This window comes from Acidicapsa acidisoli, from assembly GCF_025685625.1.
Classification (GTDB): Bacteria; Acidobacteriota; Terriglobia; order Terriglobales; family Acidobacteriaceae; genus Acidicapsa; species Acidicapsa acidisoli.
Map to the genome: position 1 here is coordinate 217,842 of NZ_JAGSYI010000003.1, position 12,869 is coordinate 230,710.

The 12,869-nt window shown below is 58.7% G+C and carries 11 protein-coding genes; 2 read left to right on the forward strand and 9 right to left on the reverse strand.

All coding sequences use genetic code 11. The annotated features are described in order from the left end of the window. Positions 1–5: 5 nt before the first annotated feature. Both priA and OHL23_RS18615 read right to left on the reverse strand, forming a co-directional pair. A complete protein-coding gene (priA, locus tag OHL23_RS18610) occupies positions 6–2,495 on the reverse strand; it encodes a replication restart helicase PriA (RefSeq protein ID WP_263353464.1) in 2,490 nt (829 codons plus the stop codon). A 53-nt stretch (positions 2,496–2,548) separates the two neighbouring features. Beyond that, positions 2,549–3,436 carry a glycosyltransferase family 8 protein gene (locus tag OHL23_RS18615; protein ID WP_263353465.1) on the reverse strand — a complete coding sequence of 296 codons (888 nt, stop codon included), beginning with the start codon at positions 3,434–3,436 and terminating at the stop codon, positions 2,549–2,551. A gap of 455 nt (positions 3,437–3,891) precedes the next feature. Between OHL23_RS18615 and OHL23_RS18620 the strand changes: the two genes are divergently transcribed. Then, entirely contained in the window at positions 3,892–4,656 is a 765-nt protein-coding gene (locus tag OHL23_RS18620; RefSeq protein WP_263353466.1) for an ROK family protein, read from the forward strand. A gap of 39 nt (positions 4,657–4,695) precedes the next feature. Here OHL23_RS18620 and OHL23_RS18625 read toward each other — a convergent pair whose 3' ends face one another. The 7 genes from OHL23_RS18625 to OHL23_RS18655 all read right to left on the reverse strand — a co-directional run bounded on the left by OHL23_RS18625 (position 4,696) and on the right by OHL23_RS18655 (position 12,051). After that, positions 4,696–5,571, reverse strand: a complete 876-nt coding sequence (locus tag OHL23_RS18625; RefSeq protein ID WP_263353467.1) for a uracil-DNA glycosylase — start codon at positions 5,569–5,571, stop codon at positions 4,696–4,698. Between the two features lie 6 nt (positions 5,572–5,577). Then, positions 5,578–6,960, reverse strand: coding sequence for a bifunctional phosphopantothenoylcysteine decarboxylase/phosphopantothenate--cysteine ligase CoaBC (coaBC, locus tag OHL23_RS18630; RefSeq protein WP_317891702.1), 1,383 nt, complete (start codon positions 6,958–6,960; stop codon positions 5,578–5,580). 230 nt (positions 6,961–7,190) lie between these two features. After that, on the reverse strand, positions 7,191–7,433 hold the full coding sequence (rpoZ, locus tag OHL23_RS18635; protein WP_263353468.1) for a DNA-directed RNA polymerase subunit omega: 243 nt from the start codon (positions 7,431–7,433) through the stop codon (positions 7,191–7,193). A 32-nt stretch (positions 7,434–7,465) separates the two neighbouring features. Next, positions 7,466–8,188 (reverse strand): guanylate kinase, encoded by a 723-nt coding sequence (gene gmk / locus OHL23_RS18640; RefSeq protein WP_263353469.1) that lies wholly within the window; start codon positions 8,186–8,188, stop codon positions 7,466–7,468. A gap of 81 nt (positions 8,189–8,269) precedes the next feature. Further along, on the reverse strand, positions 8,270–9,226 hold the full coding sequence (locus OHL23_RS18645; protein ID WP_263353470.1) for a YicC/YloC family endoribonuclease: 957 nt from the start codon (positions 9,224–9,226) through the stop codon (positions 8,270–8,272). Positions 9,227–9,234: 8 nt separating this feature from the next. Beyond that, positions 9,235–11,097 carry an ABC transporter ATP-binding protein gene (locus tag OHL23_RS18650; RefSeq protein WP_263353471.1) on the reverse strand — a complete coding sequence of 621 codons (1,863 nt, stop codon included), beginning with the start codon at positions 11,095–11,097 and terminating at the stop codon, positions 9,235–9,237. A 198-nt stretch (positions 11,098–11,295) separates the two neighbouring features. Continuing rightward, on the reverse strand, positions 11,296–12,051 hold the full coding sequence (locus OHL23_RS18655; RefSeq protein WP_263353472.1) for a glucose 1-dehydrogenase: 756 nt from the start codon (positions 12,049–12,051) through the stop codon (positions 11,296–11,298). A gap of 148 nt (positions 12,052–12,199) precedes the next feature. Between OHL23_RS18655 and OHL23_RS18660 the strand changes: the two genes are divergently transcribed. Continuing rightward, complete coding sequence (locus OHL23_RS18660; RefSeq protein WP_263353473.1) at positions 12,200–12,589, forward strand: ArsR/SmtB family transcription factor; 390 nt, start codon at positions 12,200–12,202, stop codon at positions 12,587–12,589. Positions 12,590–12,869: the final 280 nt, after the last annotated feature.

The window sequence follows — 12,869 nt, forward strand, 5'->3', positions numbered from 1 at the left end:
GGGAGTTACATCAGGCGAAGCGCATCCACGTCGATGACAAGGTTGCGGCGTGGAATGCCAACCTCTTCGGCGTGCGCAAGAGCGCCGCGCAGGGCCGTATTCAATGCCCGGCGTGAGCCGGCTTTCAGAATCATGTGAAAACGGTAGGTTTCTTTGATGCGCGCGATGGGTGCTGCGCAAGGACCGAGCACGCGAACGCCTTCGGGCGCGGTCTTTTGAAACCACTTGCCCAAAGCTGCAGACCATCCTGCTGCTTCCTCCAGCTTTTTGGATTGGATCAGGAGATTTGCGAGCACGCCGAAGGGTGGGTAGTGCATCCAGCGGCGATACTTCAACTCTCGCGCTACAAATCCCGCGTAATCGTGCGTAGAGGCGGCAAGAATCGCGTAGTGGTCGGGATGATAGGTTTGCACTACGACGCGGCCCGGAAGTTCGCCGCGACCGGCCCTGCCGGAGACTTGCGTCATCAACTGAAAGACGCGCTCGGCGGCGCGAAAGTCGGGCATGGACAGCGCATGGTCGCAGCCAACGACACCGACCAGTGTGACTCCATGAATATCGTGCCCCTTGGCGATCATCTGCGTGCCGACGAGCAGGTTGATTTCGCCGGAGTGAAGGCGGGCGAGCAGCCGTTCCATATCGTAACGGCCACGCACGGTGTCGCGGTCCATGCGACCGATGCGCGCTAAGGGGAAGATGGCCTGCAGGCGCTCTTCGCCTTGCTGCGAGCCTGCGCCGAGGTAGTAGAGATGTTCGCTGTCGCATTTGGGGCAGCGCTTGGGGACGGTGCGGCGGAATCCGCAGTAGTGGCATTCGAGGCGCTGGCCAGCGCTCGCGATCGCTTCGGGAGAATCGACCGGCTTGTGGTGCGTGAGGCTGATGGCGCAGTTCTGGCACTCAAGTTTTTCTCCGCAGGCGCGGCACATGGCTACGAAGGAATAGCCGCGCCGATTGAGCAGAATCACGGCCTGTTCGCCGCGATCGAGCGCTGCCTGAGTCTCGGTAATCAGCAAGCGAGAGAACAACTGTTCCTGGCCGGTTTGCTGGAACTCCTGGCGCATGTCGACGATTTCGACGCCGGGGAGCGGACGGTTGTTCACGCGCTCGGCCATGGTGATGCGCTTGTATTTGCCGGATTCGGAGTTTTGCCAGCTCTCGAGCGATGGCGTGGCTGAGCCGAGCACGACGGGTGCGTCGACAAGTTTGGCTCGCATGACGGCGACATCGCGCGCGTTATAGCGCGGAGTTTCTTCCTGCTTGTAGCTCTGGTCGTGCTCTTCGTCGATGAGAATGAGTCCCAGATTGGGGACTGGCGCGAAGATTGCCGAACGAGTGCCGACGACAATCGGAGCCTCGCCGCGGCGGATGCGATGCCACTGTTCGGAGCGCTCGGACGGAGTCAACGCGGAGTGCAGCAGGGCGACACGATTGCCGAAGGTTGCATCGAGCTGGGCGGCGGCGGCGGGCGTCAGGCCAATCTCTGGGACGAGAAGAATTGCGGCCATGCCGCGATCAAGTATGCGTTGCATGGCCGCGAGGTAGACAGCAGTCTTGCCGGAGCCGGTGACTCCGTGCAGGAGGAATGGCTGGAAGCCGGTCGCGGTGGTTATCGATGCGAGAGCGTCGAGTTGCTGCTCATTGAGCGCGTGATTGGGATTGACGTGCCCCAGGCCGCTGAGGCTGAAGCTCGCCGGGCGTTCGTCGATACGAATGAGGCCACGCCGGACGAGGGTTTGCAGCGTGCTAGGCGAGCTTCCCTTCTCGCGAAGGGCGGCGAGTGAGATTTCGCCGCCGCAGGCTGCCAATTCAGCGAGGATCGCCTGCTGATTGGCGGTAAGCGTGGGCAAGCGGGCTTCGGGGATGAGAACGGCGAATCGCTCCATACGGCGCGCATCGCGTTCTGTGGCTGAGGTTTCTCGCGCGATCCACTTTTTTCGCACCATTGCGGCAAGGAGGGGCAGACTGGCTGCTGTGGCGGTGCGTAGCGTGGAGAGCTTCACCTGTTCGCCATCGGCCAGGCGGGTGAGGACTTTGTGCTCCAGGTCCTGATCTTCGGCAGATAGCTTGCTTTGGCTGCGTTTTATGAGCGGGCTGCCCGGATGGCTATCGAAGCTGCCGGCCAGTGTGTCGCGTCCGGCGTCGGTGATTCGGTAGTAGACGGTTCGCTGCACCTCAGCGGTCAGCGGCAGCATTCCGCGCAGGACTTCGCCGAGTGGGGCTAGGTAATACTGGGCGATCCACGCGGCCAGTTCCAGAAGATGGGCTGAGATGAGCGGTTCCTCATCCAACACAGTTTCGACGGGCTTGGCTTCGAACTCTGTTGGAGCCTTGCTGTGAAGCTGCGTCACCACGCCGATGAGCTTCTCGTTGCGAAAAGGGACGATGACCCGCGCGCCGACTTGCGGCGTCGAATTTGAATTCGCGCTGCCACCTGCCAGGTAGGTGAAGGTGCGATCCAAGGGAACAGGTAGCGCGACTTCGCAGTAAAGGGGCATAGCGGCCAATCCCCAGTGTATGGGATGCCGTTGGCCGGACCCGGGCCGGATGGTTACCCCTGCATTCTCTGTACCGCCAGGCGTCTGTACCCGCCGAGGATTTTCGGAAACCGCCTCCATGTACTCAAAGTCAGCCACGGAATACGACGTCTGAGAGGTATCGCGGTCATTCGCAACTCTAAAAACCATGCCTTTGCATACGGGAGCAATGACGCCGCTCCCAGATCCCAGGGCTTAGGACTCCCGATGTAGTGCAGAACGGCCTCGGAGGGTATGTGCTCGCTCCGGCTGGTTATCGCTGTGTTGTATTGATTCGGCAGGTGTATGCAGCTCGTCGCGAAAAGGACGTTGAGAATGGTCTGATCAACGACCCGTATCTCGTTTCTATATTCAAGGCCAAATCTCACGCATTCTTTGAGTAACTGCTGCCTTCGCCACATAAGACAGTCGAAGAGCAACACTCCGGAATTGAATGCCGGATCTGTCAAGGATTGATCGAGCGATAAACGCAACTCCTTGTCCAGAGTGAACTCGGCAGTTCCGCCGACGATTGCACCTAAAGCCGAACCTTTCATATCCAGCTCAAACAACGGCGAAAGATCGCATCGAATCAGAATGTCCGAGTCAAGGTACAGGAGCCGATCCTCTTGCACTAACTCCGGCAGAAGCAAACGGAAATAACAGGATCTATTTCCGTGCAACGCGGGAAGGCTCGCAAACATATCCGGGTCCGGCTCCAGATATGTCAGGTCATATTTCCGGCCCGTGGCATCCAAAGTTCGCGCGAGACGCGCCCTGTCAGCACTGGAAAAATGCTCGACCATCGCGTAAATGTGAGGACAACAGCCGGGCTTGAGATTTACAAGTGCGGACCTCATTGCGACGTGGAGGGCGGACTCCATCATCTTGTCTGCGCAGAAAGCGATCGCTATGGGATGCAAAGTGATTCCTGTCTCGAGAGTGCCCTTGCCGACCTTGGCAATGGGTGACTTCTGGCTGACTGCATCTGATTCAGACAGTATCCCTCGTAACTGTCAGACAACTGTCTTACAAGCCGGACATCTTACAGTTATCTCAATCGGCAGACAAAGGAAGTCAACTCGATATTTGAAGTTTTTTGGCAACCGGGATTGTAGCATATGTTCTCTAAGAAACTATTAGCAGGCTTTGTAACTCTTTTAGAGTGTTATGTTCGACTTGCAATATTTTTCGAAACTCGCATTCTCCCGACAGAATCGCAATAGCTATCGGCTGCCGCGACTGGTATCCCATCAGACAGACCACCTTGCCAATGCTGTGCGCTTCTGCTTGTACCAGGGCCTTCCATAAGAAGGCTCTGCCTGCTCCCTATTCGTGCCCCCAAACGTACGGTCCGCACATTTACAATCTTGTCCTGATGAAAAAGCGCATCTCCAAGCCCACTCCAACCGCTCTCCAAGCAACAACTTCGCCTGCAACCCCGATTACTCTCTCCGTCGACATCGGGGGAACAGGCATCAAGATGATGGCCCTCGACGCTAGCGGTAAGCCGGTTTCAGAACGCTTCCGGGCTTTGACTCCGCCGGATCCAACACCGGATCGGGTTTTGGCGGTTCTGGACGATCTGCGCGCCCAGGTGCCGTCGTTCGACCGCGTTTCGGTGGGATTTCCCGGCGTCGTCAAGAACGGCGTCACGCTTGCGGCGCACAACCTGCATCCCAAATGGGTTGGATTTCCGCTACAGGAGACGCTACAGGAGCATTGGAAGAAGGTTGTACGTGTGGCGAATGACGCGTCGGTGCAGGGCTATGGATCTATCTACGGCAAAGGGGTAGAGCTTTGCCTGACGCTCGGGACCGGGCTCGGCTCTTCCCTGTTTACCGGCGGCCGCCTCTGCCCCGGTCTGGAGCTGGCCCATCACCCATGGCGCAAGGACAAGACTTACGAGGATTACCTTGGGCTGCGAGGACTCGAAAAATACGGCAAGAAGAAGTGGAATGATTTGGTTCAGCGGGCCATCGAACAGACGAACCAGCTCTTTAACTGGGATTATCTGCACTTGGGCGGCGGGAACTCCAAGCACATACGATTTGAGCTGGCGCACAACATTCGCATCGTGCCGAACGAAGAGGGATTGCTTGGCGGGGTGGCGCTTTGGCGGAATGAGTCTGGCTGCTGGTAGAGCATTCAATCGCCAGCGAAGTTGATCAGGCGCTTCTTACTACTTGCGCGCGGGTGAGGTTAAGCCGAGTTCGCGCATGGCGATTTGCAGGTCGGCCCAGGCGTGTTTTTTCTGATTAGGATCGCGGAGCAGAAATGCGGGATGGTAGGTGACGATGAGCTTTGCGCCTACTCGAAATGGATGCACCGTGCCGCGCCAGGCTGAGAGCGGACGCTTTTCGCCTGTGAGATACGTCACGGCTGTCTGGCCCAGAGCCACGATCACCTTCGGGCGAACCACGTCGATCTGGCGGAAGAGAAATGGCGAGCAGGTGTGCGCTTCGTCGGGCTCCGGGGTGCGATTGTTGGGCGGGCGGCACTTGACTACGTTGGCGATGTAGACCTCTTCGCGCTTGAGGCCCATGGCGCCGATCATGTTGTTGAGCAGTTGCCCGCCGCGGCCTACAAAGGGCAGACCGGAGGCGTCTTCGTCTGCACCGGGGCCCTCGCCGACAAACATCAGCTTTGCGTTGGGGTCACCGTCGCCGAAGACCAGCTTGTTGCGGCCTTTGGCGAGGGCGCAACGGGTGCAGTCTCCGATTTCTTCACGGATCAGTTTGAGCGCGGCGAAGTGCTGCTCGGGCGGCACAGGCTCAGCCTGCGCAGGCGCGGCGGGAAATGGCTTGCGGGGTGCGATGTCGATCTCCTGATTCAGTTGCGGAAATAGCTGCTCGGGTGGTGCTGGCGGCGTGGCCTGGGTTTGCGCAGGCGCGGGTTGTGGCTCGGATTGCGGGTTGGGCTGCGCCCAGAGAGCCGAGTCGACTTCGCGGCGGTAGAACTCGCCGATGCCCAGATCGCGATAGAAGCGCAGGCGTGCGTGCAGAGCGTCGCGCGTGGCCGGATCATTCAGATTGATGGGATTCGAAGGTGGCGTCACGATTCCCTATTCGATCATAATGCGCGGACGGCTGGCGACGGTCGACTCGCGCTCAGAGTCAAATGGCCCGGATTCATCCGGTTCGGATTCGAGAGACGAATCCATGCCGGAGAGTTCGACCAGAAGGGACTGCGGCCGGCGCAATCCAACTACCTCGTCCAGAATGCGGTCGGCTAGCTTGCGCTTGGACATTTCGGGGAAATCGATAGCGGTTGTCGCGGTCAGGAATGTGGCTCCGTTCCAATCGGAATCGAAGCCGACGCCTTCGCGGGAGACGTCGTTGACGACGATGGCGTCGACGCCTTTGCGCAGCAGCTTGGCGCGGCCATTTTCGAGCTGATTCTCGGTTTCGGCCGCGAATCCGACGATGAGCTGACCCGGACGGCGCTTGCGGACAACTTCGGCAAGGATGTCTTCGGTGGGCTGAAACTCGATAGTCATGGGACCGGTTCGCTTGAGTTTCTGGCCTGCGACGATGCTGGGTTTGTAATCGGCGACCGCGGCGGATTTGATGACCAGTGTGGCCTCGGGCATGCGGTTCAGGACGGCCTCGCGCATTTCGTCGGCTGTCGTAACCTTTACCAGCTCGCAGTGGGCCGGAGGGTACAGAGCGGACGGCGCGGAAACGAGAATGACTTTGGCGCCGCGGCTCTGAGCTGCCTCCGCAAGAGCGTAGCCCATTTTGCCGCTGGAACGGTTGCCGAGGAAGCGCACTGGGTCGAGGGCTTCGCGTGTTCCTCCGGCAGTGATGAGAACGACTTCGCCTGCGAGATCGTGGCTGCGTCCGAGGGCGTTCAGGACTGCCGTGGCGATGAATTCAGGCTCGGCCATGCGGCCGGGCCCAACCATGCCGCAGGCGAGTTGCCCTGAACCTGGCTCGATGACTCGGACTCCGCGCTGGCGCAGCGTCTCAAGATTGGCCTGGGTTGCGGGGTGCTCCCACATGTTCACGTTCATCGCCGGCGCTACGAGCACGGGTGCGGTGGTGGCGAGATACATCGTGGTCAGGAAGTCGTCGGCGAAACCATGGGCAAACTTGGCCAGGATGCCAGCAGTGGCTGGTGCTACGACGAGCGCATCGGCCCATTGGGCCTCGGCGATATGCTCGATGCTGGCGTCGAAGTTGGCGTCGCCTGAGCCGGTGCCGTCTTCGGGAGACGGCCAGAGACTTGTGATGACTTTGTGGCCGGTGAGCGCCGCGAAGGTGAGCGGTTGGATGAATCGCTGGGCTGAATCGGTCATCACGACGCGCACTTCAAGTGCTTGTTTCTGAAGGGCGCGCACCAATTCCGCCGCCTTGTATGCCGCAATTCCACCCGAAACGCCGACCATCACCTTCATGCTTCGATTGTAACGCGAATGCAGATCGCGAAATTGAACGCTATGCAAGGTGACGACGCCGCCGGATTTGACTCCTTGCGGCGCTGATGGAACGCCCGCAAAGGTCTTCTGAGTTGACGTTAGTGGCTATCGCCTCTGCCTTTACAGGCGAGTCATAGGAGAACGAGGTGAGCGTCAGATTGCTTCTTGATCAGAAAGGAAAGGGCCGGTTGGGAAACCGGCCGTGATCTTAGGCTATATACCTGGTGGGCGACGTTGTCGGGGTGACGCGGCAGCGATTAGATGGCGAGGATTGGGATTCCTGGATCTTCGATTGCCGGCTTTTCCGGTGGTGGACCGGTGTGAACGTAAGCGATCTTCCCCGCCTGAATCTCTTCCTGTGCCAGGCGGCAGGCCTTGTTCGATTGGCTGCGGACCAGGGGGCTGGCTCCGCTTTGTATTTGACGGGCGCGACGTGCCGCCACCATGACTTTGCGATAGTTGGAGTCGAACTTGGTCTCAATCGGTAGATCGGGTGTCATCAATTGTCCTCCAAAACTTTGCTTTGCTATGGTCACAAAAGTGGATATTGGTGTGGGCCATCTCCAGGATCAATGCCAAAAGATTCAAGAACCGGTCGCAGGCGCTCCCGGGAGTTCACTTCGCGGCAGCCTTCCGCAATCTCAAGCTCCCGCTTTGTGCGCGGGTCGAGCGGCATGCCGTCCTGTTTCATTCTCTCCACCTGGACGATTGCTTCCAGTTGCGCTACGGCTCGTTCCAGGACGTCGTTAATCAGAATATATCGGTATTGGCGGTAATTCTCAATTTCCTTGCTGGCCTCGTCCTGCCGCAGCTTCAGAACAGCTTCGTCAACGTGGCCCTCGGCACGGCTCCGATTGCGCAATCGCGTGCGTAAGACCTTTGGATTGGGGGGCATGACGAAGATACTGACGGCTTCGGGGATTTTTTGCCGCACCTGTTGCGCGCCCTGCACGTCGATATCGAGCAGCAGATCGCGTCCGGCGGCCGTTGCATCATCCAGCGACCGGCGTGCGGTTCCGTAGTAATTGCCGAAGACTTCGGCGTGCTCCAGGAACTCGCCGGCGGCGATCATTCGCTCGAACTCTTCGCGAGTGGTGAAGTAGTATTCCCGGCCGTTTTGCTCGGAGCCGCGCGGCTGCCGCGTTGTCCACGAGATGGAGAAATCAAGGCCGCCCAACTGCGAACGCAGCGCGTTCACCAGTGTGCTCTTGCCCGAGCCCGAGGGCGCCGAAATGATAAAAAGAATTCCTGCCACAGTCTCCTGATCTTTCTTACTAATCTTGTGATTCTAGCGAACCGGTTGTGCTGCGGAATGGGTGAAGAGAGAGTTGTCGTCCTACTCCAGGTTCTGAATCTGCTCGCGGGCCTTCTCAATCTCCGCCTTCATGGCCAGGCCCAACTCTGTTATGACAGTTCCCTTGCCCGCAATTCCAGCGGTTTTTGAGAGTAGTGTATTGGCTTCGCGATTCATCTCCTGCAAGAGGAAATCGAGCTTCTTGCCAGTTTCGCCGCCAGCTTCTAGAACGTCGCGGAAGTGCTGAATGTGCGTCTCCATGCGCGCAATTTCTTCGGAGATATCGCTGCGTTCGACCAGTAGGGCAACTTCTTCGAGCAGGCGCTGCCTGTTCACTCCAGCGCCGTTTCCGTCCGTGCCTACTGCTGCCTCGAGGCGTTCGGCGAGGCGCTGCTGATAGCGTAGTTCCACTTCGGGGCGCAACTCGGAGACGCGCTTGACCGCTTCCGAGAGCCGGTCAAGCGTAGCGTGGAGAATCGCAGCGAGCGCCGATCCTTCGCGGAGACGCATCGTCTTGAGAGATGCAATGAGCGGGAGCACCTCTTCGAGGACGCTTGCTGTCAGCGCTACGTTGTCTTCGTCGTTTGAACGCGACTCGGCTTGCATGACGCCAGGCATGCGCAGAATGACATTCAAATCCGGCTGCCCTTGCAGTTCAAACTCCTGCGCCGCGGCCTGGAATGCCTCGACGTAGCCGGCGACGAGTTCGCGATTGTAGCCGCCTTGCTGGTGGGCAATTCGATCGACGATGAGAGTAAGTTCGATGTGGCCGCGCAGCAGTTGCTCCTTGAGCACGCGACGCAACTCCATCTCGAGCGCATCAAGGCCCAAAGGCAGCCGCAGATGCAGATCGAGGAAGCGATGATTGACGCTCTTGATGGTGAGTGAGTAGTTCACGCGGCCATTCAACTCGACGGCGACACGCGCAAACCCGGTCATGGACGAGACCGGGGATGATCCAGCGGCTGCAACTTTGGGGGAAATGGGGGGAGTCGGCATAGACGTGTTTATGTGGCGGCCTCCATTGGCACTACAGTCTCCGGTAGGATACCTTCTACTCCGCCCAGGAATTGCAGCTCGTAGAGACGCTGGTAAGTCGGCGAAGTCTTGAGCAGTTCCTCGTGTGAACCGATTGCGGTGATGCGTCCACTTTCAAGCACCACGGTGCGCGTAGCGCGGCGAACGGTGGAGAGACGATGTGCGATCACCACGACCGTCCGGCCCTGCATGAGGTTGCTCAGGGCGGCCTGTACGAGCGATTCGCTTTCTGTATCGAGCGCGGAGGTTGCTTCGTCGAGGATAAGGATCGGCGCGTTCTTCAATATGGCGCGCGCGATGGCGATTCGCTGCTTTTCGCCGCCGGAGAGCCGGAATCCTTTTTCGCCGATGACCGTATCGTAGCCCTGCGGCATGCGTAGGATGAAGTCGTGCGCCAGTGCGTGCCGCGCCGCCTGCTCGACCTGATCGCGCGGCTTCTCGGGCTGGCCGTATGCGATGTTGTTGTGCACGGTGTCGTTGAAAAGAATCGTTTCCTGCGTAACCTGGGCGATCTGCTTACGCAGGGAGTCAAGCGTCAGCGAACGCACGTCGTGGTCGTCAATCACAATGCGGCCGCCGCTTACATCGTAGAAGCGCGGGATGAGATTGACCAGGGTGCTCTTGCCTGCGCCGCTGGGGCCGACCAGTGCCAGCATCTCTCCGCGGCGGACTTCGAGATTAATCTGATGCAGAATCTCGCATTCGCCCTCGTCGGTCGAATAGGCGAAGGTGACATTTTCAAAGGCGATCCTGTCGTGAAAGGGCTTGAGCGCGTGAGCAAAGGACTTTTCGCGCACGTCGTCTTCGATGTCCAGGAAGTTGAAGATCGAGAAAGACGCCCCCATGGCCTGCTGGAAGCTGTTATAGAAGAACGCGAACTTGCGGACCGGATCGTAGAGCTTGAAAAGCGCGATGATGAAGACGACGAAGGTCCCAACATCCATCCTGCCCGCTTTGATCTCGTTGCGCCCAACAAGGAGGAGCAGCGCAATCGCGACAGAGCCAATGACGTCCATGAGAGGTGAACTGATGGACTGAATGCGCACGGAGTGGAGGTTGGCGCGGAAGAGACGGCGCGCGGCTTTCTTGAAGCGCAGAATCTCCCATAGCTCGGTCGAAAAGGCCTTGACGATACGATTGCCGGTGATGGTCTCGTGAAGGATGTTCTGAATTTCAGCGACGCGGTCCTGACCGGTTCTTGTGCGCGTGCGGACGGAGCGGCCGATCTTGCGCGCGGAGGTGATGACGACCGGCACGAACAAGAGCAGGACCCAGCTCAGGCGGCCTCCGTAAGCGATGACCAGCGCGATGGTGAAGACGAAGGTGAAGGCCTGCTGCAGGAACTCGCCGAGCACGGCGGAAACGGCGGTCTGCACGCGCTCCACGTCATTGATGAGCGTGGAGAGAATCGTTCCGGTCGGGTGCTTCGAAAAGAAGCCGGCGGAACTCTTCATGATGGTTTCGTAGAGATGATTGCGCAGGTCGGTGATCATGCCGTAACCGGCGTAGTTCACCAGATAAGTGCCGATGTAATCGCAAATGCCTTTTAACACCGTGGAGGCAATCAACGCGAAGGCTACAACTGTCCACGGATTATGGAAGTGCGACGGAACGATCTTCATGAGATCGAACTGGTATGGACCGGGCAGCTTGGGAAACAGGGGAATGCTTGTGGTTCTGGCCCCTGGATTCAGGACGGGGCCGAAGATCGGCTGCAGAATGGCAAGCCGTAACGCCTCGAACAAGCCCACAGCGGCCAGCAGCACCACGCCAAGCAGCGACTGGAACCAGTACGGCGCCGCATAGAGGCCGAGGCGAAAGAATCGCTTCATTTCGCGCCGCTTTCGCCGGCGCTATCCCGGGGAACCGGTGGAATTGGCGCGAACTGTGCGGTTTGGCCCCACTGCATCTTTTTATTGTATCCGCGAACGGAAGATTCGCCGCAGCCGCCATTGGCAACAGGCCGCAAAACGGCGCGCCTCGCGGTCGCTCCGCAATATCTGCGGAGCGACCGCGAGGACAAAGGCGCTTTACACCTGCACCATTCCACCGTCTACGAAAAGTTCAACGCCCGCGACGTAGCTTGAGTCGTCGGAGGCCAGGAAAACAACGGCTTTTGCTATCTCGTCGGGATCCCCCATCCGGCCTAAGGGAACCTGGGAGACGAGCGCGGCCTTTATTTGTTTGGCCTGCTCGATATCATTTCCGGCCAGGCCGTCGATTGCCGGGGTGTCGATGGGGCCGGGGCTGACGACGTTCACGCGAATTTTGCGGTCCTTGAGTTCGTTTGTCCATGTGCGGGCAAAGGAACGGACAGCTGCCTTGGTTGCATTGTAGACGCCGAACGCGGGCATGCCTTTCACCGAGACGATGGAGGCGTTGAGCACAATCGTTCCTCCGTCAGGGATGAGCGGGAGGGCCTTTTGCACGGTGAATACAACGCCCTTTACGTTGACGTCGAAGGTCTTATCGAAGTGTTCTTCGGTGACCTGGTCAATGGTCGCGAATTCGCCGCTTCCGGCATTGGCGAAGAGAACATCGATGCGGCCGTGCTGCTGTTTGATTTCCGCATAGAGCTTATCGAGATCCGCCAGTTTTGCAGAGTCCGATTGAACTCCGGTTGCGCCGGGACCAAGCTGCTGGAGAGCAGCGTCGAGAGCCTCCTTGCGGCGTCCGGTGATGATTACTTGCGCTCCCTCGGTGAGAAAGCGCTTTGCGGTGGCAAGACCAATGCCGGAGGTCCCGCCTGTGATGAGTGCGATCTTTCCTTCAAGTTTTTTTGCCATGAAATCTTCTCTTTCCGGCTGGATGCCGCCTTCTCTGTTGAATTGTTGACCCATCGGACCTGCAAAAAGGACATCGGCCCGATATTTCTTTAGTTCTGAATTTATGAACTATTGAACTACTTGTCAAGCACGGATATGATGAAAATCCATGAGGCCCCTGTTTCATCCTTCGGTTGAAGATGTCAGCGTGGAAGCGATTCTCCACGCGCTCAGCGACCCTGTGCGCGTCGCCATCTTTGCCCAGATCGTGGGCTCGGATTGCTCGCACAATTGCTCGGAGTTTCTCAGCGTGAGCGAAAAGACTATCCCGAAGTCTACTCTTTCGCAGCACTTCAAGGCGCTGCGCGAGGCTGGGCTTATTCGCGGCGAGCGGAAGGGCGTTGAGATACACAACACCTCTCGCTGCACCGAGGTGGACAAGCGGTTTCCCGGCCTAATCGCCGCAATTGTAGATGCGCATAGGATTCAATCGCAGGACAAGCAACGTCCGATACGCCCGAATGGCAAAAAGACGGATTCGCCGAAGGTAAAGGGCTAGGAAACAGCGCCTCGCCGACCATTGAGGGAACGGGTCGGGGGATGGAAGCGTATAGGTCTCTGTTCAGCGGTCGAAGGACCGGGCGCGTTGTCGTGTTCGTTCGTGGGCACGAGTGTCCGTTCGCGGACAGCGGAAGGTGTTGGACCGATTCGTGGATCACGCCCGAACTATGCCAGATTTGCGCCATATCTATGCCATCCGACTGAATTCATGGGAGATGCGCTCCCGGACCATAACTTGATCGCAGCTGGGCCTTTGGAAGGCGACCTGCTGGAGGATG